General features: G+C 64.4%; 20 protein-coding genes and 1 pseudogene. 12 read left to right on the top strand and 9 right to left on the bottom strand.

Annotated features, from left to right (window positions below; all coding sequences use genetic code 11):
* Window positions 1-13: 13 nt before the first annotated feature.
* Window positions 14-997 carry a carbohydrate ABC transporter permease gene (locus tag B9Z01_RS21140; RefSeq protein ID WP_085486640.1) on the bottom strand — a complete coding sequence of 328 codons (984 nt, stop codon included), beginning with the start codon at window positions 995-997 and terminating at the stop codon, window positions 14-16.
* Window positions 998-1,250: 253 nt separating this feature from the next.
* Between B9Z01_RS21140 and melA the strand changes: the two genes are divergently transcribed.
* The 10 genes and pseudogenes from melA (at window position 1,251) to B9Z01_RS21090 (ending at window position 14,820) form a co-directional block, all read left to right on the top strand.
* A complete protein-coding gene (gene melA / locus B9Z01_RS21135; RefSeq protein WP_085486638.1) occupies window positions 1,251-2,666 on the top strand; it encodes an alpha-glucosidase/alpha-galactosidase in 1,416 nt (471 codons plus the stop codon).
* Window positions 2,667-2,676: 10 nt separating this feature from the next.
* Window positions 2,677-3,753 (top strand): LacI family DNA-binding transcriptional regulator, encoded by a 1,077-nt coding sequence (locus B9Z01_RS21130; protein WP_167387543.1) that lies wholly within the window; start codon window positions 2,677-2,679, stop codon window positions 3,751-3,753.
* A 233-nt stretch (window positions 3,754-3,986) separates the two neighbouring features.
* A complete protein-coding gene (locus B9Z01_RS21125; RefSeq protein ID WP_085486634.1) occupies window positions 3,987-5,534 on the top strand; it encodes an efflux transporter outer membrane subunit in 1,548 nt (515 codons plus the stop codon).
* Window positions 5,535-5,643: 109 nt separating this feature from the next.
* Complete coding sequence (locus B9Z01_RS21120) at window positions 5,644-6,807, top strand: efflux RND transporter periplasmic adaptor subunit (RefSeq protein ID WP_085486632.1); 1,164 nt, start codon at window positions 5,644-5,646, stop codon at window positions 6,805-6,807.
* A 16-nt stretch (window positions 6,808-6,823) separates the two neighbouring features.
* Window positions 6,824-9,892, top strand: a complete 3,069-nt coding sequence (locus B9Z01_RS21115) for an efflux RND transporter permease subunit (protein WP_275937512.1) — start codon at window positions 6,824-6,826, stop codon at window positions 9,890-9,892.
* A gap of 240 nt (window positions 9,893-10,132) precedes the next feature.
* A complete protein-coding gene (locus B9Z01_RS21110; protein ID WP_085486628.1) occupies window positions 10,133-11,101 on the top strand; it encodes a quinone oxidoreductase family protein in 969 nt (322 codons plus the stop codon).
* Window positions 11,102-11,138: 37 nt separating this feature from the next.
* Complete coding sequence (locus B9Z01_RS21105; RefSeq protein WP_085486626.1) at window positions 11,139-11,315, top strand: DUF1427 family protein; 177 nt, start codon at window positions 11,139-11,141, stop codon at window positions 11,313-11,315.
* Between the two features lie 148 nt (window positions 11,316-11,463).
* On the top strand, window positions 11,464-12,081 hold the full coding sequence (locus B9Z01_RS21100; RefSeq protein WP_085486624.1) for a LysE family translocator: 618 nt from the start codon (window positions 11,464-11,466) through the stop codon (window positions 12,079-12,081).
* 159 nt (window positions 12,082-12,240) lie between these two features.
* Window positions 12,241-13,608, top strand: coding sequence for an MFS transporter (locus tag B9Z01_RS21095; protein ID WP_085486622.1), 1,368 nt, complete (start codon window positions 12,241-12,243; stop codon window positions 13,606-13,608).
* Between the two features lie 55 nt (window positions 13,609-13,663).
* Window positions 13,664-14,820 (top strand): annotated as a pseudogene (locus tag B9Z01_RS21090) (metal-dependent hydrolase family protein).
* A 52-nt stretch (window positions 14,821-14,872) separates the two neighbouring features.
* Here B9Z01_RS21090 and B9Z01_RS21085 read toward each other — a convergent pair.
* The 4 genes from B9Z01_RS21085 to B9Z01_RS21070 all read right to left on the bottom strand — a co-directional run bounded on the left by B9Z01_RS21085 (window position 14,873) and on the right by B9Z01_RS21070 (window position 17,580).
* Window positions 14,873-16,147, bottom strand: coding sequence for an RNA polymerase sigma factor (locus tag B9Z01_RS21085; protein WP_085486620.1), 1,275 nt, complete (start codon window positions 16,145-16,147; stop codon window positions 14,873-14,875).
* 4 nt (window positions 16,148-16,151) lie between these two features.
* Complete coding sequence (locus tag B9Z01_RS21080) at window positions 16,152-16,571, bottom strand: VOC family protein (protein WP_085486618.1); 420 nt, start codon at window positions 16,569-16,571, stop codon at window positions 16,152-16,154.
* A 33-nt stretch (window positions 16,572-16,604) separates the two neighbouring features.
* Window positions 16,605-17,018 (bottom strand): YciI family protein, encoded by a 414-nt coding sequence (locus B9Z01_RS21075; RefSeq protein WP_085486616.1) that lies wholly within the window; start codon window positions 17,016-17,018, stop codon window positions 16,605-16,607.
* Between the two features lie 208 nt (window positions 17,019-17,226).
* Complete coding sequence (locus tag B9Z01_RS21070) at window positions 17,227-17,580, bottom strand: YciI family protein (protein WP_085487105.1); 354 nt, start codon at window positions 17,578-17,580, stop codon at window positions 17,227-17,229.
* A gap of 737 nt (window positions 17,581-18,317) precedes the next feature.
* On the opposite strand from B9Z01_RS21070, the gene B9Z01_RS21065 reads away from it, so the two are divergent.
* Window positions 18,318-18,803 carry a GNAT family N-acetyltransferase gene (locus B9Z01_RS21065; RefSeq protein WP_085486614.1) on the top strand — a complete coding sequence of 162 codons (486 nt, stop codon included), beginning with the start codon at window positions 18,318-18,320 and terminating at the stop codon, window positions 18,801-18,803.
* 34 nt (window positions 18,804-18,837) lie between these two features.
* Window positions 18,838-19,200 (top strand): DOPA 4,5-dioxygenase family protein, encoded by a 363-nt coding sequence (locus tag B9Z01_RS21060; RefSeq protein WP_085486612.1) that lies wholly within the window; start codon window positions 18,838-18,840, stop codon window positions 19,198-19,200.
* Window positions 19,201-19,247: 47 nt separating this feature from the next.
* Here B9Z01_RS21060 and B9Z01_RS21055 read toward each other — a convergent pair whose 3' ends face one another.
* The 4 genes from B9Z01_RS21055 to B9Z01_RS21040 all read right to left on the bottom strand — a co-directional run bounded on the left by B9Z01_RS21055 (window position 19,248) and on the right by B9Z01_RS21040 (window position 23,547).
* Window positions 19,248-19,565 carry a high-potential iron-sulfur protein gene (locus B9Z01_RS21055; RefSeq protein WP_085487103.1) on the bottom strand — a complete coding sequence of 106 codons (318 nt, stop codon included), beginning with the start codon at window positions 19,563-19,565 and terminating at the stop codon, window positions 19,248-19,250.
* Window positions 19,566-19,832: 267 nt separating this feature from the next.
* A complete protein-coding gene (locus tag B9Z01_RS21050; protein WP_085486610.1) occupies window positions 19,833-20,600 on the bottom strand; it encodes an SDR family NAD(P)-dependent oxidoreductase in 768 nt (255 codons plus the stop codon).
* Window positions 20,601-20,750: 150 nt separating this feature from the next.
* A complete protein-coding gene (locus B9Z01_RS21045) occupies window positions 20,751-22,028 on the bottom strand; it encodes an FAD-dependent oxidoreductase (RefSeq protein WP_085486608.1) in 1,278 nt (425 codons plus the stop codon).
* A 67-nt stretch (window positions 22,029-22,095) separates the two neighbouring features.
* Window positions 22,096-23,547, bottom strand: coding sequence for an N-acyl-D-amino-acid deacylase family protein (locus tag B9Z01_RS21040; protein ID WP_085486606.1), 1,452 nt, complete (start codon window positions 23,545-23,547; stop codon window positions 22,096-22,098).
* Between the last annotated feature and the right edge of the window lie 7 nt (window positions 23,548-23,554).

Here is a 23,554-nt window from a genome sequence, read left to right as displayed (position 1 = left end):
TCAGGACCGGCATTTACGCCAGATCGTTTTCGGACGCGTGCATCACGCGCATCTGGATCACCGTGTACAGCAACATCAGCACGCACAAGGTCACCGACATCGCCGAGGCATATCCCATCTTGTAGAAGCTGAATGCGTTCTCGACGATGTAGTAGACGAGCACCCGGGTCGAATCCAGCGGACCGCCCTTGGTCGTCACGGCAATCGTGTCGAAAATCTGGAACGAGCCGGTGACGCTCGTGACCAGCACGAACACCATGACCGGCCGCAACAATGGCAGCGTGATGCGCCGAAACATCTGCCATTCGCCGGCGCCTTCGAGCGTGGCCGCCTCGTAGAGCGTGCGCGGGATGTTCTGCAAACCGGCCAGAAAGAGCATCGCGACGAGTCCCGTATAGCGCCAGATGTTGACGGCCGCCACGGTGATGAGCGCCTGGTCGACGCCGCCAAAAAAGGGCTGGCGGTCGATGCCGACTCCACCAAGAACGAAGTTGACCCAGCCGAGCAGCGGGTCGAGCATCCACAGCCACATCATCGCGACGAGCACGTTGGAGAGCAGGTACGGCAACAGGACCACCGACTTGATGAACAGCGACCGCGACAAGCGGTCCATCGCCACGGCGAGAAAGAGTCCGAGCACCGTTTGCAGCGGAATATTCAGTGCAACGTAATAAGCCGAGAGCTTCATGGCCTGCCAGAACTGGCCGTCCTGCAGCATCGCACGATAGTTGTCGAAGCCGACGAATTGCGGCGGACGCAGCAGATTCCAGTCGGTAAAGCTGATTTCGATCGCTCGCAGCATGGGCCAGCCGTAGAAGACGGTGAAGCCGACCAGTGCCGGCAGGACCAGCGCCCAGGCGGTGAGGGTTTCTGCACGGCGGCTACGCCCCAGCGCCCATGTCCTCGCCGCGACCCAGCGCTCCGGCTGAGCCGGTGCAGGGGCGGCGGACACCGGCTTGGCAGGCTGTCCGACGAGGCCTGGTGACACCTGATCCATCCTTTGTCTCCTCAGATTCCGGGCCTGGCGAGTCCTGCAAGGCAGAAAGGCCCCGCAGAATTGGCTAACCCGCGTTAGATTCGCTACTTTGCTTGCTTCGACCCGCTTTGAACAGTACGTGAAAACCCTCGGCTAACACGCTTTAGTTTTTTGATTTTCCGCTTTAGAATGCGACCGATTCGTGCCCCGTCGTCCCGCCGGCCGGCAGACGTAGCGACGCGCTCTCCCACACCGTTCATCGTCGAGATTCCCCATGACTTCATCCCGCATCAAGATCGCGCTCATTGGAGCCGGCAGCATCGTGTTCACGCGCAACCTGCTGGGCGACATCCTTTCGTATGCCGAACTGTCCGACTGCGAGATCGCGCTGCACGACATCGACGAGCACCGTCTGCGGCTCGCGGAAAAGGTCGCCCAGCGCATCGCGAGCCGGCTCGGCGTGAAGCCGGCGATTACGGCCTCGATCGATCGCCGCCGTGCGCTCGACGGCGCGCGTTTCGTGATCAATACGATTCAGGTGGGTGGTTATCGGCCCGCTACCGTCACCGATTTCGAAATCCCGAGGAAATTCGGTCTTGAGCAGACGATCGGCGACACCCTGGGGATCGGCGGGATCATGCGTGGCTTGCGTACGATTCCCGTGCAGCTGGAGATGCTGCGCGACATGGAGGCAGTGTGCGCGGACGGCGCGGTTCACCTGAACTACGTCAACCCGATGGCGATGATCACGTGGGCGCTCAATCGCTCCGCCAGGCGCGTGCCGACCGTCGGGCTATGCCATAGCGTGCAGCACACGGCCCAGGAACTCGCCAACGATCTGCGGATTCCCGTCGACGAGATCGACTACCGCTGTGCGGGCATCAATCACATGGCGTTTTATCTGAAGTTCGAACACCGGGGCGAAGACCTGCTGCCGCGACTGAAGGCGATCCAGCGCGCCGGCACCATGCCCGAATGGAACCGGGTGCGGTATGAAATGCTTCGTCAGCTCGGTTATTTCCCGACCGAATCGAGCGAGCATTTCAGCGAGTACGTGCCGTGGTTCATCAAGCAAGGCCGCGAAGAACTGCTGCATAAGTACAACATCCCGCTGGACGAATATCCGGGCCGTTGCCAGGTCTTCGAGCACGCCTGGCCGTATATCGAACGCGAACTGGAAAATCCCGGCTCTCAGGACGTGAGTACGCTCGAGGCTGAACTTGCCGCCGCGCAGATTCACGTGATGCCGCGCGAACTTGCCAACGCGGCACGCCTGCTCGAGGGGCTCGATACCATCAAGCGCTCGGTCGAGTACGGCAGCACCATTATTCATTCGATGGTGACCGGCAAGCCCAGCGTGATTTATGGCAACGTCCTCAATCACCATCTGATCGACAATCTGCCGCAAGGCTGCGCGGTCGAGGTGCCCTGCGTGGTCGACGCGAACGGCGTACAGCCCACGCGCGTCGGCGCCCTGCCTGTTCAACTGGCGGCGCTGATGCGCACCAACGTCAACGTGCAGGAACTCGTTGTCGAGGCGGTTCTAAACCAGAATCGGGAGCATGTGTATCATGCAGCCATGCTCGATCCGCATACAGCGGCCACGCTCGATCTCGAACAGATCCGCGCGATGGTCGACGAGTTACTGCATGCTCATGCGGCGTACCTGCCGGAGTATTTGCATTCCTGACAGCCCACCGATGTCCTCGAACAAAAAGAGTCGCCCCACCAGCATCCAGGTTGCACGCCGCGCCGGCGTGTCGCGCACCGCGGTGTCCTTTGTCCTGAACAATGTGACGGACCAGGGCATCAGCGCCGCGACGCGCGAGCGTGTCTTGCAGGCCGCACGCGAATTAGGCTACGAGCCCAACGCCGCCGCCCGGATGCTGGCAACCGGCACGACCGGCACGGTTGCCATCGTGATTCCGAGCGCATCCCATCTCTACGCGGATTCGTTTCTCGCGCAACTGTTCGCGAGCGTCAATGAAGTGTGCCGGCAGCAGGGACTGAAACTGCTGGTCGAATCGACCGAGGACGAGGGTCAGGAAGCGGGCGGATTCGTCAACCTGGTGCGCAGCCGCAGCATCGACGGGCTGATCGTGGTCAACCTGCGCACCACCGAGCACGAGCATCTGCAGCGGCTTCACGACGCGGGCGTGCCCATGGTGCTGTTCGGCCGCAACGCGACGAATGTGGAGGGCATTTACTCGATGGGGGTCGACACTATCCGCTCCGCGCGCATCGCCACCGAACATCTGATGAACCTCGGGCACGAGCGCATCGCCTATGTCAGTTTCGCGAAGCGTGAATATCATTCGGTCAGCGAGCGCGAGCGCGGCTGGCGCGAAGCGCTCGAGGCACGCGGCATCGAGGTGGATCCGGCGTGGGCCGAGTATGCGGACATCGACGCGAAAAGCGGCTACCTGGCGACCCAGCGTCTGATCGAGCGTCGCGTGAAATTCACCGCCCTGTTCGCCGGCAATGACACGATCGCCTTTGGAGCAATCAAGGCGTTGACGGAAGCAGGCATGCGCATTCCACAGGACGTCGCGCTCATCGGCTACGACGATATCCCGCTCGCCGCGTTCGCTACGCCATCGTTGACTACGATGCGCACCGATCCCATCGGCGGGGGACGAGACGCCATGCAGGCGCTACTGGCCCAGATGCAAGGCAAAACCCCGGAAAAAAGCCTGCTGGTCCAGCGAATCGCCGAGTTGGTGATCCGCGACTCCTGCGGCGCCAGGCTCGCCACCCAAGCGAAGGCGCGGCGGTAGCCTGCCGGCGGCGCCTCGCGAAGCCTGAAACCTCGCGCGATGCACGCGCTCGAAGCCCCTCCTACGTGATCTCGTACTCACCTCCGCCAGCCGGCCATGGCAGGCTACGTGCAGCGCGCGCCGCGCATGGTAAATTCGAGTGTCAGCGAGGCGACGCCAAAACGTTCGGGTGAGCTGAACATCCCCGTCCGCTCCTCTCGCTGGGTCAAACACTGGCGATACAAGGTGGATCGATGATCGACGTTAGTCAGCGTATTGTCGGACGACGCCTGTATGCCGCGCTTTGCGGCTGCGTCGCGCTGGCCGGCTGCATGGTCGGCCCCGACTACCGCACGCCGCCCGCGCCGCCCACCGACACCTACACCGCGACGCCGCTGCCCGCGCAGACGGCCTCCACGCCCGGCCCCGCCGGCCTGCCGCAGCGCTTCGTGCCCGGCGAGGACATCCCCGCTCAGTGGTGGACACTGTTTCACTGCGAACCGCTCGATGCGCTGATCAGTGAGGCGATCGCCAATAGTCCGAACATCGTCGCGGCGCAAGCCGCCTTGCGCCAGGCGCGCGAAAACTTCTCGGCGCAAGCGGGCGGCACCCTGCTGCCGAGCGTCGACGCGCAACTGAACGCCACGCGCGAAAAGCTGAACGGCATCACGTTCGGCCAACCCGGCCTCGTCGACGAATTCAATCTCTACAACGCGTCGGTGAACGTGTCGTACAAGCTCGACGTGTTCGGCGGCGCGCGGCGCGAACTCGAAGCGCTGCACGCGCAGATCGACTATCAGAGCTTCCAGTTGCAGGCGGCCTATCTCGCGATGTCGGCCAACATCGTGACGGCGGCCGTCAAGGAAGCGTCGGTGCGCGCGCAGATCGACGCAACCGAGCGGATCGCCGCCGAGGAAGACGAGCAACTGACCGTGCTCGCCAGGCAATTCGAACTCGGCGGCGTGAGCCGCACGGCCGTGCTCGCGCAGCAGACGCTGCTCGCGCAGACCCGCGCGACGCTGCCGCCGCTGCGCCAGCAGCTCGATCAGGCGCGCCACCTGCTTGCGGTGCTCGCCGGCAAGCTGCCGAGCGACGCCACGCTGCCCGAATTCACGCTCGAGATGTTCTCGCTGCCCGAGACGCTGCCCGTGAGCCTGCCATCGTCGCTCGTGCGCCAGCGCCCCGACATCCTCGCCGCCGATGCCGTGCTGCATCAAGCGAGCGCGCAGGTCGGCGTCGCGACCGCGGCGATGTATCCGCAGATCACGCTCTCCGCGAGCTACGGCGCCGAAGCGCTGACGCCGGCGCAAGTCCTGCGGGCCGGCAGCACGATCTGGAGCGTTGGCGCGGGTCTGCTGCAACCGGTCTTTCACGGCGGACAGTTGAGCGCGCAAAAGCGCGCCGCCGAAGCCGCGTACGAGCAGGCCGGCGCGCAATATCGCGAAACGGTGCTGCTCGCGTTCCAGAATGTCGCGGATTCGCTGCGCGCGCTCGAACACGACGCGTCGAGCGTGCAAGCGCAGACCGACGCGTCGCGCTCCGCGAGCGATTCGCTCGAACTCACGCGCGGACAGTATCGCGTCGGCGGCGTGAGCTATCTCGCGCTGCTCGATGCGCAACGCCAGTATCAGCAAACGGTGGTCAGCCTCGCGCAGGCCCAGGCATCGCGCTACGCCGACACCGCGGCGCTGTTCCAAGCGCTCGGCGGCGGCTGGTGGAACGCTGCGGCGGCCGCCGCAGCCGGGCCGTCGTCATCATCTTCAGCAGCAGGAGCGACAGCAGACACAGCAGCGGCGCATTGACCTTGCCCTCGCGACACGCACGGTCAAGCGCCAACGATCACGCAGCAGGTCGAAAAACGAATGCACGCAAAGCCCGGCAGCTCGTCCCGCGCCGGACAAGGACACCACGATGATCGAAAGAAAACCGATGACGAAGCGAATGACGAAGCGGATGCTGATCATGCTGATCTGCGTCGGCCTGCTGCTCGCCGCGCTCGTCGGCTTCAACCTGTTCCGCGCGCATATGTTCGCGAAGTTCATGGCGGCCAATACCGCGCCGCCCGCCACGGTGTCGGCGGTGGTCGTCCACTATCAGACGTGGCAGCCGCAGCTCGCGGCGGTCGGCAGCCTGCGCGCGGTGCGCGGCGTCGACGTGACGACCGAAGTCGCGGGCCTCGTGCGCGAGGTCGCGTTCGCCTCGGGGCAGGAAGCGAAAGCCGGGCAGATCCTCGTGAGACTCAACGCCGATAGCGACATCGCGCTGCTGCAGTCGCTCCAGGCCGCGGCCGAACTCGCGCAGACGGTCTACGACCGCGACCGCGCGCAGTACGACATCAAGGCGATCGCCAAGGCGCAGCTCGACGCGGACGCGGCCGATCTCAAAGGCAAGAAGGCGCAGGTCGCGCAGCAGGCCGCGCTCGTCGACAAGAAAACGATACGCGCGCCGTTCGCGGGGCGCCTCGGCATTACGACGGTCAATCCGGGGCAGTACCTCAACCCGGGCGACGCGATCGTCACGCTGCAAGCGATCGATCCGATCTACGCCGACTTCTCCGTGCCGCAGCAGCAGCTCGGCCAGCTCGCGATCGGCGCGACCGTCGCCGTCGACACCAACGCCTACAGCGGGCAAACCTTCACCGGCAAGATCCAGTCGGTGAGCCCGAAGGTCGACAGCGCGACACGCAACGTGCAGATCGAGGCGAGCGTCGACAATCACGAGCGCAAGCTGCTGCCCGGCATGTACGCGAACGTGAAGATCGACTCGGGCGCCGAGCAGCGCTACCTGACGCTGCCGCAAACGGCAATCACCTACAACCCGTACGGCGCGACCGTGTTCGTCGTGAAGCCCGGCACGCAGCCGAACGCGCAGGGCAAGACGCTGCCGGTCGCACAGCAGGTGTTCGTGACGCCGGGCCCGACGCGCGGCGACCAGGTGGCGATTCTCAAAGGCGTCGGCGACGGCACCCAGGTCGTGACGAGCGGCCAGATCAAGCTCAAGAACGGCACGCCGCTCATCATCAACAACAGCGTGCAGCCGGCGGACAGTCCGAACCCGACGCCGCAGGAACAGTGAGAGAGGCCGCGCGATCATGTTCACCGACATCTTCATCCGCCGGCCCGTACTCGCTTCGGTCGTGAGCCTGCTGATTCTCGTGCTCGGGCTGCGCGCGCTCGCGGTGCTCAAGGTGAGCCAGTATCCGCAGACCGAAAACGCGGTCGTGACGATCACCACGGCCTACTATGGCGCGAACGCGGACACCATCGCCGGCTTCATCACGCAGCCGCTCGAAGCGGCGATCGCCCAGGCGCAAGGCATCGACTACATGTCCTCGACGAGCATCACGGGCGTGTCGACGATCATCGCGACGCTGCGCCTGAACTACGACGCGAACCGCGCGCTCACCGAGATCAACACGCAGATCGGCTCGGTGCGCAACCAGTTGCCGCCGCAAGCGCAGCAGCCGGTGCTCACGGTGCAGACTGGGCAGACCACCGACGCGATGTACATGGGCTTCTACAGCAGCGTGCTGCCGAGCAACAACGTCACCGATTATCTGCTGCGCGTGGTCAAGCCGAAGCTCGATTCGATCGAGGGCGTGCAAACCGCCGAAGTGCTCGGCGGCCGGCAGTTCGCGATGCGCGCATGGCTCGATTCGGCGCGGCTCGCCGCGCACGGCGTGAGCGCGACCGACGTGTTCACGGCGCTCGGCAACAACAACTATCTCGCGACGCTCGGCACGACGAAGGGGCAGATGGTCAGTGTCGACCTGAACGCGGGCACGGACCTGCATACGGTCGACGATTTCAAGCAGCTCGTCGTCAAGCAGAAGAACGGCTCGATCGTGCGTCTAGACGACGTCGCGGATGTCGTGCTCGGCGCCGACAGCTACGACTTCAACGTCGCGTTCAGCGGCAAGCGTTCGGTGTTCATCGGCATCAAGGTCGCGCCGGATGCGAACATTCTCGACGTGGCGAAGCGCGTGAAGGCGATCTTCCCCGATCTGCAGAAGCAGTTCCCGACCGGCATGACCGGCGACATCGTGTACGACGCGACCGACTTCGTGAACACCGCAATCACAGAAGTCATCAAGACGCTCGTCGAAGCGCTCGTGATCGTGACCATCGTGATCTTCCTGTTTCTCGGCAGCTTCCGCGCGGTGATCGTGCCGTTGATCGCGATGCCGTTGTCGCTGATCGGCACGTTCTTCGTGATGCAGGTGCTCGGCTACTCGATCAATCTGCTCACGCTGCTCGCGCTCGTGCTCGCGATCGGACTCGTGGTGGACGACGCGATCATCGTGGTCGAGAACGTCGACCGCCATATGAAGCACGAAGGCAAGACACCGTTCGACGCCGCGCTGATCGCCGCGCGCGAACTCGGCGGCCCGATCCTCGCGATGACCGTCGTGCTGATCGCCGTGTATGCGCCGATCGGCTTTCAGGGCGGTCTGACGGGCGCGCTCTTCACCGAGTTCGCGTTCACGCTCGCGGGCGCGGTGACGGTATCGGGCGTGATCGCGCTCACGTTGTCGCCGATGATGTGCTCGCGCTTCTTCCGCGCCGAGCAGGAGTCGGGGCGCTTCGCGCGTTTCGTCGACCGGCAGTTCGAGCGCGTGCATCGCGGTTATAGCCGCGTGCTGCACTCGACGCTCGACACGTGGCCCGTGTTCGTCCTGATGGGCGTGCTGCTGCTGTGCGGCACGGTGTATCTGTTCATGACCTCGCAATCGGAGCTTGCGCCGCAGGAAGACCAGGGCGTCGTGCTCTCGCAGATTCTCGGCCCGCCGAACGCGACGATCCAGCAGATGCAGACCTACGCGGACCAGGTGTTCGACGCGTCGAAAACGCTGCCCGAATACTCGCAGATGTTCCAGCTCACGGGTTCGCCGACGCTGAACCAGGGCATCGGCGGCGTGCTGTTCAAGACCTGGGATCAGCGCAGCAAGAACGCGACCGTCCTGCAGCAGGAATTGCAGCAGAAGTGGAATCAGATTGCGGGCGCGCGCGTCGCGGCGTTCCAGTTTCCGCCGCTGCCGGGCTCGCAGGGCTTGCCGGTGCAGTTCGTCATCAGCACGACGGAGCCGTTCGAAAACCTCAACGAGGTGTCGCAGGCGGTGCTGGAAAAAGCGCGCGAGAGCGGCATGTTCTTCTTCGTCGATAGCGATCTCAAGATCGACAAGCCGGAAGCGACGCTCGTGGTCGATCGCGACAAGGTCGCCTCGCTCGGGCTCTCGCAGAGCGACGTCGGCCAGGCGCTCGGCTCGGCGCTCGGTGGCGGCTACGTCAACTACTTCGCGATTGCCGGGCGCTCGTACAAGGTGATTCCGCAGGTGCTGCAAACCGACCGCCTCAACCCCTCGCAGGTGCTCGACTACTATCTGCGCACGCCGGACGGCAGCGTGATGCCGGCTTCGACGGTCGCGCATCTCGAGCGCAGCGTCGTGCCCGAATCGATCAATCACTTCCAGCAACTGAACTCGGCGACGATCTCCGGCGTGACCGTGCCGGGCGTGTCGCAAGGCCAGGTGCTCGATTTTCTGCGCAAGGCGACCGCGCAGGCCGCGCCAGCGGGCTATTCGGCCGACTACTCAGGCGCGTCGCGGCAGTTCGTGCAGGAATCGGGCGGCTTCGTCCTCACGCTGATGTTCGCGACGATCATCGTGTTCCTCGCGCTCGCGGCGCAATTCGAGAGCTTCCGCGATCCGATCGTGATCCTGATCTCGGTGCCGATGGCGCTGTTCGGCGCGCTCATCTTCATCAACATCGGCCTGACGACGCTGAACATCTACACGCAGGTCGGGCTCGTCACGCTGATGGGGCTCGTCAGCAAGCATGGCATTCTGATCGTGCAGTTCGCCAACGAGTTGCAGCGCGCGGGCCGCTCGAAGCGCGAAGCGGTCGAGGAAGCCGCGAGCGTGCGGCTGCGCCCGATCCTCATGACGACGGCCGCGATGGTGCTCGGCGTGCTGCCGCTCGTGATCGCGTCGGGCGCGGGTGCGGCGGGCCGCAATGCGATGGGGCTCGTGATCTTCACGGGGATGTCGATCGGCACGCTGTTCACGTTGTTCGTCGTGCCGGCGATGTATATGTTTCTGGCGGCGGATCATCAGCGGCGTGCTCAGGCGGCGCAGCCGGATGAAGCGGGGCAGCCGGGTTAGCGGTTCAGGGTTAGCGGCCCGGGTTCGCGTTTCCGGGTTCGCGGCTCCGGCTGGGCGCTCAGGCGCGGCATTCGCCCGGCGCGCCGCGCGCTGCGGCGGCACCGTGACTGTGCAGCGCGCCGCAAAACCCGCGTCTTGTCCGAAATTCGAAAGCCCTTGTCCTGATGCCTTTGCATGCGTCACCTAGACTACGGTCCATCCGCTGCACGATGCGGCGCAAAACAACCGGAGCAAGGCACGATGAAAGCGATCCAGTTCAAATCCTTTGGCAACCCCGAAGTGCTCGAATACGTCGAGCTGCCGACGCCGCAAGCCGACGCGCAACACGCCGTCGTGCGCGTCGTCGCGGCCTCGGTCAATCCGAGCGACGTCAAGAACGTGTCCGGGCATTTCGAACACACGGTCCTGCCGCGCACGCCGGGGCGCGACTTCAGCGGCGTGGTGGTGGACGGTCCGCAAGCCTGGCTGAACGCCGAAGTGTGGGGCACCGGCGGCGACATCGGCTTCACGCGCGACGGCACGCATGCCGAGTTCCTCAAGGTGCCGCTCGCGGCGTTGTCGCGCAAGCCTTCCACGCTGACTCACGCACAGGCGTCCGCAATCGGCGTGAACTTCGTGGTCGCCTGGCTCGGCACCGTCGAATACGCGAAGTTGCAGGCCGGCGAAACCATCGCGGTGATCGGCGCGGGCGGCGGCGTCGGCGGCGCGGTCGTGCAGATCGCGAAAGCACGCGGCGCGCGCGTGATCGCGGTCGACCGCCGTCCGCTCGATGCGGACACGCCTGCCGGCCGCCTCATCGATGCCTACGTGCCGTTCGACGAACACGTCGCCGAACGCCTGCGCGAACTGACCGGCGGCGCGGGCGCGGAGGTGGTCTACGACACGGTCGGCGGCGTCGCGTTCGAGACCGCGCTGAGTCTCGCGAAACGGCGCGGCCGCGTGCTCGAGATCAGCAGCACGGGCAAACGCCGCGTCGAATTCGATCTGATCGACTTCTATCACAACGAGACTCAACTGCTCGGCGTGGACAGCGCGAAGCTCGGCGTCGCGGAATCGGCGCCGTTGATGACGGCGCTCGTCGAAGGCTTCGAGAGCGGCAAGCTGAGCGCCCCGGCAATCGCGCAGGAGTTCCCGCTCGAACGCGCGCGCGAAGCGTACGAGGCGGTCGCCGCGGGCACGCGCGGACGCGTCGTCGTGCGGATGCAATAGCCCGCACCGTTGCCCTCTTCAAACAGGTAACAGGACCATGAAAGCGTATTTGATTTCGCTCGCCGCCGGCGTGCTGGTCGGGCTGCTCTACAGCGTGATGGACGTGAAATCTCCCGCGCCGCCGACGGTCGCGCTGGTCGGACTGCTCGGCATGCTTGGCGGCGAACATGTGATTCCGCTGGTGCGAACGTGGCTCGCGGCGGGCCTGCATTGAGTCGGCGCACCGTGCGCGACGTGGCTGCGCAATCTGTCATACTTCATCGCGGCGGCGGGCGTCGTGGCCGCCGGCATCGCGTTTTTCAGGCTATGAGCGCGATGCTTTCGTTGCCGCTCGTCCCCGGTGTCCAGACAAGGAGTGTGTTGTGATCGATGGCTCCGCCGTTCTCGGCGTTTTCTCCGTGTATATCGCGGGCGTGATGAGCCCCGGTCCGAACTTCGTCGCGGTTGCGCACAAGGCCGCGTCGGCCACGCGCATCGAGGCGCTCGCGATGGTCGCCGGCATCGTGCTCGTCAATCTGTTCTGGGCAAGCTGCGCGATTCTCGGCGTCGGCATCGTGTTTGCCGCATTCCCATGGCTCGCGCTCGTGGTCAGGATCGCGGGCGCCGCCTATCTGCTGTGGTTCGGCGGACGGCTGATCTTCAACGCGTCGGCGGCCAAACAGGCCGTCACGATCAAGGCGCCGGCGGGCGGCTTTCGCCAGGCGTTCGCGCAGGGTTTCGCGACCAACATCGCGAATCCGAAGTCGATGGCGTTTTTCGCGGCGGTGTTCTCGTCGGCGGCGCCCGCGCATGTGAGCACCGGCACGTTTGCGGCGATGCTCGGCGTGGTGCTCGTCGTCGCGAGCAGCTGGTATGGGTTCGTCGCGCTCGCGTTGTCGCATGCGCGGATCGCGACGGCCTATCGGCGCGGCAAGGCTTGGGTCGATCGCGTGTGCGGCGGGTTGATCGTCGCGCTGGGGGTCCGGCAGTTGATTCGCTGAAGCGACGGCTGCGCCGATACGCGTGTCGCGGCACGCTGCGCCGATATGCCGGAATCCGCATGTCCGATGCGGTTTCCATCCAAGCCCCGTCTATTTCGGCTCCCTATACTCGTTCGACGATTCCCGGCGCCACGGCGCTCCCCTTTCTGGAAGCAAGCTATGTCGACGATTCCCGCTCGCATAGAGCGCCTGCCGTACTCGAGCTTTCATCGGAAACTGCTGTGGCTGGGAGGACTGGGCTACGTCTTCGATGCGATGGATGCCGCCGTGCTGGCCTTCATGCTGCCAGTGCTGCGCGACCAGTGGCATCTAAGCAGCGTGCAGACCGGCGTGCTCGGCAGCGGCACCTTCATCGGCTACTTCTTCGGCGCCGCGCTCGCCGGCATCCTCGGCGATTTGATCGGCCGGCGCAAAGTCATGGTGTGGGCACTGATCATCTACTGCATCGCGTCGCTCATCAGCGCCACCGCGCAGGATTGGCCTTTCTTCATGGCGATGCGCATCATCGCCGGGGTCGGCACCGGCGCCGAAAGCGCGATCGTCGCGCCATTTCTCTCGGAGTTCTGCGCGCGCAAGTATCGCGGCACATTCACCGGCAGTCTGGCGGCATTCTTCTCGTTCGGCTTCGTCGCCGCCGCGATACTCGGTTATCTGGTCATACCGCTGGCGCCCGACGCCTGGCGTATCGTCTCCGTAATCACCGCGCTGCCGATCGTCATGCTGCTGTGGTGGCGGCGCGCGTTGCCCGAATCACCGCGCTGGCTCGACAATCGCGGCAGAAGCGCCGAAGCCTCGGTGATCGTCGACCAGATGGAAGCGGTGGTGCACGCCGCCGGCTTGCCACTCTTGCCGGAGCAGGCGATCGAGGCGAGCGTCCCGGCTCCCGTCGCGCGCGGCACGCCACTGGGAAACCTCAAGGCGCTCTGGTCGCGCCCGCTGGCGAGCATCACCGCGATGGCCTGGCTGATGTGGCTGTCGATCACGTTCAGTTACTACGCGTTCTTTACGTGGATTCCCGGTCTCCTCGTGCAAAGCGGCATGACGATCACGCGCAGCTTTTCGTATTCACTGGTCATGTACCTCGCGCAGATTCCCGGCTACTTCTCGGGCGCGTGGCTCAATGAAAAGATCGGCCGCCGCGCGACCATCGTGACGTACATGGCGCTGGGCGGGTTCTCCGCGTTAGGGCTCGCGCTCACGCACAGCGATGCCCAAATTCTGACGTCGGGCTTTTTGCTGTCGTTCTTCATGAACGGGACTTATGCCGGCGTCTACGCTTACACGCCCGAAGTGTTCCCCACCGAAGTGCGCGCGACCGGCATGGGCGTCTCTTCGGCAATCGGACGCCTCGGCGCGATCACCGCGCCGATCCTGGTCGGCTATCTCTACCCGCGTTTGGGCTTCGGCGGGGTTTTCGGCGGCACGACGCTGGTGCTGATCATCGGCGCGCTCGCCGTGCTGATCATGGGCGTGCCCACCCGCGGCCGGTCGCTGGAAGAAATTGCCGCGCTGAGCCTGAAACGCTGAACCGCCCGCAGCCGGCGCATCGCGCGCTCGCACCCTGCAACCCGAGGAAGAACATATGGACCGCATCCTGTTCAAGAACGGCGCTTTGCTCGATCCGCTGCAACACGCATTGCAGCCGGGCCACAATCTGCTGGTCGAAGGCGGCACGATCAAGGAAGTATCGCAGCAGCCGATCGAGGCGCACGGCGCACAGGTCATCGATCTCAAAGGCAAGACCATCATGCCGGGCCTGATCGACTTGCACGCGCACATGATCGCGACGCAGTTCGATTTGCCGAGCCAGGTGAGCATGCCCAACGTGTTCGTCACCCTCAAGGCGCTGCCGATCATGCGCGGTATCCTGCGGCGCGGCTTCACGGCCGCGCGCTCAGTCAAACCGGCGGCCACGGCGACGGGCGCGCACGCACGGACTTCATGCCCGGCGACGCGCCTTGCAACTGCTGCGTGCGTGTCGGTGCGTTGAGCCGGGTCGTCGACGGCGTCGACGCGTTGCGCCGCGCCGTGCGCGAAGAACTGCAGATGGGCGCCGACCAGATCAAGATCATGGCTTCCGGCGGCGTTGCGTCGCCGACCGATCCGGTCGGCGCGCTCGGCTACTCGGAGGACGAGATCCGCGCGGTCGTCGCCGAAGCCGAGGCGCGCGGCACCTACGTGATGGCACACGCGTATACGGCTGAGTCAATGCAGCGCGCAGTGCGCTGCGGCGTGCGCACCATCGAGCACGGCAATCTGATCGATGCGCCGACCGCCGATCTGATGGCCGGGCGCGGCGCCTACGTGGTGCCCACGCTGGTGGCTTACGAGGCATTGCATATCGAGGGCGTGCGCTTCGGCTTGTCGGCCGAGAGCGCGGCCAAGATCGACATCGTGCGTGAAGCCGGCTTGAAGTCGCTGGAGATTTTCAAGCGCGCCGGGGTCAAGATGGGCTTCGGCAGCGATCTGCTCGGGCCGGGCCATCGTATGCAAAGCGACGAGTTTGCGATCCGCGCGCAAGTGCTGACCCCCGCCGAGATAATCGGCAGCGCCACCACCATCGGCGCCGAAATTCTCGGCATGACGGGTAAGCTGGGACGCCTCGCACCGGGCGCTTATGCCGACGTGCTGGTGGTCGACGGCGATCCATTCCGCGACTTGAGCTGCCTGAGCGGCCAGGGCGAGCACATCCCTCTGGTGATGAAGGGCGGGCGCGTCGAGTTCAACGAATTGCATTAAACGGGCACGCCAGCCATTCGTTGCGCGCGTCAACGCAAGCTTCACACGAACCTCAATGCGCCAACCCGCGCGCACGTTCGAGCAACAATTCACGCTCGCGCGCATTGCGCGTCATCGCGGCCGCGCGTTCGAACTCGGCACGCGCTTCGTCGATGCGGCCGAGCTTGACGAGCAGATCGCCGCGCACGCTCGGCAGCCAGTGGTAATTCGCGAGCGCCGCATCGGCGGCGAGCGCATCGACTATCTCGAGGCCGGCCGTCGGTCCGAACGCCATCCCCACCGCAACGGCGCGGTTCAGCTCGACCACCGGCGACGGCGCGACCTGCGCCAGCGCGTCGTATAACGCGACGATCTGCGCCCAGTCGGTCTCCTCCGCACGGTGGGCCCGCGCATGACACGCCGCGAGCGCGGCCTGCAACGCGTACTGCCCGCTCGCGCCGCCGAGCGCATGCGCGTTCTCCAAAGCAGCGAGCCCGCGCCGAATCAGCAGCGGGTCCCAGCGGCTGCGGTCCTGATCGAGCAGCAGCACAGGGCGCCCCTCCCCGTCGGTGCGCGCATGCGTGCGCGACGCCTGAATCTCCATCAGCGCGACGAGGCCGTGCACCTCGCTTTCGCCGGGCACGAGTCCGCTGAGCACGCGCCCGAGCCGCAGCGCTTCCTCGCAGAGCGCTGGGCGCATCCAGTCGTCGCCGGCCGTGGCCGAATAGCCTTCGTTGAAAATCAGATAGATCACCTGCAGCACCGATGCGAGGCGCGGCGCGCGCGCATCCGCCTGCGGCACCTCGAACGGCACGCGCGCCGCCGACAGCGTGCGCTTCGCGCGCACGATCCGCTGCGCGACGGTCGGCTCCGGCACGAAGAACGCGCGCGCGATTTCGTCGGTCGTGAGGCCGCCGAGCAGGCGTAGCGTGAGCGCGACGCGCGCATCGGTCGACAACACCGGATGGCACGCGGTGAAGATGAGCCGCAGCAGATCGTCGCCGATGTCGTCGGCACGCGCGGCGTCGAGCGCATCGACGAAATCGGGCACGAGGTGGGCCTCGAACGCGTCGAGATCGTGACCGAGCTCCTCGCGCTTGCGCGCATGCAGCGCTTCCTGGCGCAGGCGGTCGAGCGCGCGGTTTTTCGCGGCCGTCATCAGCCACGCTCCGGGGTTCTCGGGCACGCCCGCCTCGGGCCAATGCTCGAGCGCGGCCACCAGCGCGTCCTGCGCGAGTTCCTCAGCGAGCCCCACGTCGCGCACGATCCGCGCGACGTGAGCGATGACCTTCGCAGATTCGATCCGCCAGACAGCCTCGATCGCACGATGAGTGGCCTGCGTCGTCACGGCGTTAGCCTTGGTCTGCTGCTGGCGGCTGCGCGTTCGGGTCCATGTACACGAGCTCCCGGATATGGCCATCGAGATCCTCGAAGCCGTGCCCGTACATGAAACCGTGGTCCTGCGGCGCGCGCGGCGCACTGCCGCCCGCCGCCAGTGCCTTTGCGACGAGCGCGTCTACTTCCTCGCGGCTCTCGCACGACAGACACAGCAGCACCTCAGTGCTTTCCTTCGGATCGGCGAGGAGCTTGTGCGTGAAAGTCTTGAACATGTCTTTGACGAGCAGCATCGCGTAGAGGTTTTCGCCGAGGATCAGACTCGCGGCCCGCTCGTTGGAAAAGCGCGGCTCGAAGCTCAAGCCGAGCGCGCTGAAAAATGCCTTCGACCGTTCGAGGTTGTCGACGGCGAGATTGACGTAGATCTGCTTGTGCATGATGAACTCCGGTGAGCGTCGTGAATTGCGAATTCAGCGCCGCTGCGCTTCCAGTTTGCGCAGGCTCTCCACTTCCGGGCCCGGCTCGAAGTCGTCGAGTTCGAAGAGTTGCCGCACTTCGATTTCGCCGTCCGCGTGCTCGCCGAACGGCGCGGGAAAACGCCGCGCCCACTCCATCGCTTCCTCGCGCGAGCGCACCTGGATCAGCGTGTAACCGGCGATCAGTTCCTTGGTTTCCGCAAACGGCCCGTCGACGAACGTCCGCTTGCCGCCGCTGTAGCGGATGCGCCAGCCTTTCGAGGTGGGCTGCAAGCCGGTCGCGTCGAGCAGCACGCCGGCCTGGGCCAGTTGTTCGTGGTACGCGCCCATCGCGGCGATCAGGGACGCTTCGGGCATCTCACCCGCTTCGCTCGCCGCCGTTGCCTTGACCAGGATCATGAATCGCATCGTCGTTGCTCCATTTTTGTCAGTGGATGTTGGGCATGGGTAAGCGGTGGCGGCGGGAAAGCCGCGCCGCTCGCTCCTTATCCACACGACGAGCCATGCGCGAGCCGATCGACATTCGCGACGACGCCCCAGGGAAAGTACCGAGAAGATGCGCGTGCAGGCGGCGCGCACGCGGCTATCCGGACGCTTTCACACACCTCGCGCACCGCTACATGAAACACGGCCCGAGCTTGCGGACTTCGACCGTGCACCACGACGACGCCGGGCAAGCCTGCGCGATGGCGACAGCCTCTTCGCGTGTTTCGCAGTTGAGCAGAAAGAAGCCGCCGATCATTTCCTTCGCCTCGGCGAACGGACCGTCGACGAGCTTCGGCTGGCCGTTGCGGACCTGCACGCGCACGGCGTCGCGCTGCGACGTCAGCGATTCGACCGCGAGCAGCTTGCCGCGCTCCTTGAGGCCAGTGGCGAACCGCACCATCTGGTCGTAGACCTCGCGGCCCGCGGCTTCGCCGCGTTCGACACGTTGATTCGGGGGTTCGACGATGAGCAGCATGTAGGACATGGTGTCTCCGATTGTCTCCAGGTGTTTCCGGCCGCCTCTCCGGTTGATTGCGCCGCGCGCGGCGGCGCTGGCGCTGACGCGCGCATCCGGCGGCGAATGCGACGGCGCAATCAACCGGAGAGGCGGCAAACAGGCGAAGCCAGTCTAGCAAGCAGGAATGACAGCGGCAAACGCGCCCGGGATCTTGCATAGCCGCCCAGCGCGCCTTTTCGGCGGGATTTACGGACACTCGTAGGCGGCGCGCGCCAGCGAAAAAAGGCCCTGTTCCGCGAGGAACAGGGCCGCCAGGATGGAACAGTCGTACATGCGCGTGGATGCCTGCCGACCTAGAGCCACCGAATCTGCAAAGTTGTTGTTCGTTTATTTTTACTGCTACTGCATGCAGCCCGGTCCTTCGTTTTTAACCACGCCCGGCCGCAACCCCTGCTGGTCCGCACTTGCCTTTGTACGGCTTGCGCGTTGTGTGCGTTGCTTCTATCAACGGTACGGTTCAAACACGACGCGAGGGGAAGATCGCGCCGATGGGCTCGGTGATTTGTCGCTCCATGGAAAACAGTGTAGGCGCGCAGGCGCACATGCAATTGCGCGAAGCGAGGGGCATTGGCGCGCTAATTTGGCGGATCGATGTAACAGCGGGTCTTGTCAGATGTAAGCGAGCGTTGCCTGAAAAACCGTGCGGCGCGACAATTCACGATAATTCTTCATACCCGCTCTCCGCGCGCCGGAACATTGCCGACATGTCCGCTCAACTCTCTGCCTCACGACCCGCCCTGATTTTGCGTCCCGCGCAGCCCGACGACGAAGCGTTTCTGCTCGGACTGCGCAAGGCCACGATGACCGAGCACCTCGCGCGCGCCGGCGAACCGACCGACGACGCCGCTCATCGCGCGCGCCTGCTGCATCGCTATGAGGTGGCGCAGGTGATCTGCATCGATGGCGCGCCAGCCGGTCTGCTCAAGGCGTACCGCGGCGACGCCGAATGGTTCGTCGAGCAATTGCAGATTGCGCCGGCGTTGCAGGGACGTGGCATCGGCGAGCAGGCGCTGCGCACGATCCTGCGCGCCGCGGCAGCCGACGCGCTGCCGGTCGCGCTGCACGTGTTGAAGGGCAATCCCGCGAAACGGCTGTACGATCGCCTCGGCTTCGAGACCGTCGGCGAGGATGAAGCACAGTTCCACATGCGCCTCGCACCACGCGCGTCGGCGGAAAGCGAAGCAGAATGAAGCCGGATAAAGACTGATACTTGATGGACCTACGATGAACTCTGATACGACCTTTCGCGATTCGTCAGCCATCGAAAGCTGGCACGCGCATATCTATTTCGATGCGGCAAGCCGCGACGCCGCGTGGACTTTTCGTGAGCAGATCGCGGCGCGCTGGGGCGACGAACTGCAGATCGGCCGCTTTCACGAACGGCCGGTCGGCCCGCATCCGATGTGGTCGTATCAGCTTGCGTTCACGCAGGCACAGTTCGCCGACGTGGTCGGCTGGCTCACGCTGAATCACGGCGAGTTCGATGTCTTCCTGCATCCGAATACCGGTGACGCACTGCGCGATCATCGCGACGCGGCAGTGTGGATCGGGCGGTCGTATGAGCTGGTGTTGAAGGCGCTGATGTAACCGGCGAGGCGGCCGCAAGCAGCGCATCACCGCGACGCCGCGCCCGCTCACATATTCGAGTACGCGCTGCACCAGCCACGCGACGCGACCTGCTTGTCGCCGAACAGCGTGCAGCCGCCGTAGGCATCCGAGGCCTTACCCTGGAACAGCGAGCAGTTCGCGCACGATTGCCCAGCAGCGAAGTTCGGGAATTTGGCTTTGTCGACCTTCGACGCATCTTCGGTATAGCCGACCGCCTTTGCCTTCGGATCGGATTCGCTCAGCGCATTGGGAACGGTGGCCGCAAAAGCGGCGCGGGACAACGCGAGCGATGAACCGACGCCCACGCTCAGCAAAAGAAAATGACGGCGCGATGTTTTTTTCATTTTCATGTGGCTCCGGATGTGGACTGACAAGGCCGTGCTCAATCGAGAAACCGCGCTCGGTGCTCAGCGCCTCGAGCGGCGCGCTTTCGTCGGTGTAGCAAGAGATAGGCCGATTATCGCACCACGTCAGGTTTGCATCTCGCATTCTCCGATTGCATATCCAGCCATCGTGATGAAAGAGCTGCGAGCGCGTGTGTTCGACTACGCTCAACTGGCGCTGTGCAGATGCTACCTCCATCCGCACAGCGCCTCGGCACGCGGGCGGCGTCAGGCGATCCAGCCGCCGTCGACGGTCAGGCTCTCGCCGGTTGTGTAGCCCGCTTCGGGGCTCGCGAGATAAGCCACGGCGGCCGCGATTTCTTCCGGCTTGCCGAAGCGGCCCACGCTTGCCAGCTTCGTCATCGCTTCGTAGTCTTCCGTGCCGGGCCGCGGAGAAAGTTCGGTATCGATTGGACCAGGCTGCACGGCATTGACGGTCACGCCATACTTGCCGAGCTCGCGCGACAGGCCGCGCGTGAAGCCGCGAATGGCGAACTTCGATGCGATGTAGAGCGTCACGCCGGGCAGCGGCGCCGCTTCACCAAAGGCCGAGCCCACGTTGATGATGCGACCCCAGCCCGCCGCGACCATCCGCGCTGCCGCGTCCTTCGCCAGTTCGATCGGGGCGCGCACGTTCAGGTTGAAGTGCGTGTCGTATGAAGTCTCCGACGAATCGAGGAACGGTCCGTATTCGACCGTGCCCGCGTTGTTGACGAGGATGTCGAGCCGCCCTTCGAAGCGGCCGCCGAACGCGCCGTTGAGCGAATCGATGAGCGTCTTCACACCTTCGGGCTGCGCCAGATTCGCGCCGACGGCTTCGGCCTCGCCGCCGGCATCGCGGATCGCCTTGACCACGGCTTCCGCGCGCGCCGGGCTGGACGCATAGTGAACGATGATGGATGCACCGTCACGCGCGAGACGCGCCGCGATAGCGGCGCCGATGCCACGGGAAGCGCCGGTCACGAGTGCAACTTTGCCTTTGAGAGCTTGAGTCATGATTAACCTCGACAGTGAGTTTCGATAGCTCCGCCGGCTCACGGAGCCTGTAGCGGAGTGCTGCATCTGCGCCAATGTGTTTGTGCACTGGTTGATGCGTATCGTCTGCCTGAGTGGGACCGGGCGGTAGCCGTTGGCGGGGAATAGTGCTTATTCCTGGTGTGGCTGGTCACCCGTCTGCATCGAATGGAACCTGTCGCACCGGTAAGGAGCGAGGTCGATTTTCGGCGTGCGCTTGCCGATGAGGTCGGCGAGAATTTGCGCGCAGCCGCTCGACATGGTCCAGCCCATCGCACCATGACCGCAGTTCAGCCAAAGATTGGCGTGACGCCCCTGTCCGAGAAACGGCAGGTTGTCGGGCGTCATCGGGCGCTGCCCTATCCACAGATAAGGCTCGAATTTCCGAACTTCGGGTAGCACACTCGCCGCGAACCGGGTCAGCGCGTCGAAGCGCTTCGCGCTGCGGGCGTGCCCCGGCATACCAATGTCCGCAAACCCGGTGAACCGAACGCGGTTCTCACCGAACGCGGTCCATGCGATCTTGTGCGGAATGGAGACAGCACCGACTCGAGGAAGGCAACTGAAGTCCCCTTCATAACTCGCGGAGTAGCCGGTGACAGCCTGAATAGGCAAGTCGTAACCGATGCCGGCGAGCAGCTCACGGGATGCGAGGCCCGTTGCGATCACCACTGCGTCGGTCTCATACCGGTTCCTGTTCGATCGTACCGCGGTAATCCGAGTGCCGGACTGTTCAAAGCTGTGCACGGGCTCCGACAGATGTAACTGCGCGCCGAGCGTCATAGCTTTCGTTAGCGCGGCCGCAGCGTATCGTGCTGCATCGCCCGTTCCATCGTTCGGGCTGTAGGTGGCCTTGTCGAAACGAATCGTCGCCAACTGCAACGCAGGTTCGCGCGTAAGCAGCCTGTCGGAATCGAGACTCTCGAACGCCTCGCCAGCGTCGCTCAGCAATTGCGCATCGTGATCGCCCGGCGCATCGTTGGCTCCGTAGAGGTAGAGGATGCCCGTGTGCTTGCCGTCATAGGCATCGAGTGAAATCGGGTCGGCGCCGAACTGGACATCCCGCGAATAGGCCGACAACGCCAGCGCGGCGCGGGAATTGGCGAGCCATCTCAGATGGGTGCTCTGGCGGTTGAATTGCAAGCCCCATCGTATCAACGACGGACGCCACGGCTGGCAAATACCGATGCCGTCACCCAGACCGATCGCTGCCTTGACCGCCATCCTCATGACGCCAGGCTCGGCCCAACTGAAGCAGTGTCCCGGTGAGATCAAGCCCGCATTGGCATGGCTCGCGCCGCGAGCCACCTCGGCTGCACCTTCGAGGATATGTACTTCGTGCCCCTCTCGCGACAAGGCTAGAGCCGTCACCGCCCCTGCGATACCTGCCCCGACGACCACCACTCTCATCTCGAACAACTCCCGTCAAAACGACCGAATGCGCAAAAACATGGTGTCAACGCTCGTAAAAGAGCGGCTATTCGCTAGCTTCGGCTGTCCGCGTCAATACCCGTCCGGGATGGCAGTTCGTATGCTCGCCGTTCTGCCAGATCACACTGCCGTTCGCGATAACGATATCGATACCCGACGACCTGAGTGTGGGGTTCTGGTAGTCGGCTCTATCATTGACAGTGTCGTAATCGAAAACGACGATGTCCGCGAAGGAACCCGCTTTCAGGACACCTCGATCGACGAGACCGAAATTTTTCGCCGTCAGCCCCGTCATCTTCCAGACAGCGGTTTCCAGCGGAAACAATCCGAGGTCACGACAGTAGCGGCCAAGCACTCGCGGAAACGTACCCCACAGCCGTGGGTGCGGCTTTTCCGTGCCTGGCAGGCCGTCAGAGCCAACCATCGTGTGCGGAAAGCGCAAGATGTCCCGCACATCGGTCTCCGAAAGCAGGAAGTAGATGGCCGAGCCCGGCTGCAATCGTCGTGCAGCTTCGACTTTACCGACGCCCCAGTCGCTCGCGATGTCGTCGAGGTCGCGGCCGGCGCATTCAGGGTGTGCTTCACTGGAGATAATCAGCACTCGCCCGTCGAGCATGTTTGGGTCCGTGCTTATCATCGTCGACCCGGCATCGTAGGGGTAGCAGTCCAGGCACACGGACTGTTTTTCCATCGCCGACGTTATGTAGGGAAGTGTGCGCGACGTCGCTCCGAAATTTCTGCGGTTGCCAATTTTGTGGTGAGATACCACGACGGAAACGCCAAGCTCGCGCCCGATCTCAAACGTCTCCGATAGCGAGTCCATCACGTTGTCCGACTCGTTTCGCATGTGCGAGACATACAGGCCGCCGGATTTCGTCAGTGGCCGACCGACCTCGATCACTTCTGCCGTCGGTGCATTAATCGCGGTCGGGTACGCCAGTCCGGTCGACAATCCGAACGCTCCGGCGTCGAGTGCATCCGATAACAGATCGCGCATCGATGCTATCTCTGCCTCACTGGCCGCCCTGCTCAAATCATCCATGGTGCACGCGCGCAAGCTGGAGTGTCCCACTAGCGCGATGACATTCACAGACAGCGGCGAATCGCGCAGGTGATCCAGGTAGTCGCGAAATGTTGCGAACCGTAAGTCCTGGCGCCCCAGAAGACTCAATGGCATCGGCAACACATGCGTATCAGGAAGCGGCGCCGCGCTAATGCCGCAATTGCCGGTAACGACCGTCGTAACGCCTTGAGAAACCTTGGCTGTCATCGCCGGGTCGTATATGACAGCCTGATCGTCGTGCGTATGCACGTCGATGAAACCCGGGGCGACGATGCGACCCGTCGCGTCGATCGTTTGGTTTCTACTGGCCGACGACATGTCTCCGATAGCCACGACCCGGTCTCCCACGATGCCGACATCGGCGTCGAATCTCAATCCTCTCGAACCGTCTACGACGGTTCCGCCAGAGATAACGATATCAAACGGTTTCGACATTCACTTT

This window comes from Paraburkholderia susongensis, from assembly GCF_900177725.1.
GTDB lineage: Bacteria > Pseudomonadota > Gammaproteobacteria > Burkholderiales > Burkholderiaceae > Paraburkholderia > Paraburkholderia susongensis.
Note: the sequence above shows the minus strand (reverse complement) of the source record. Positions and strands in the feature narration are given on the sequence as shown.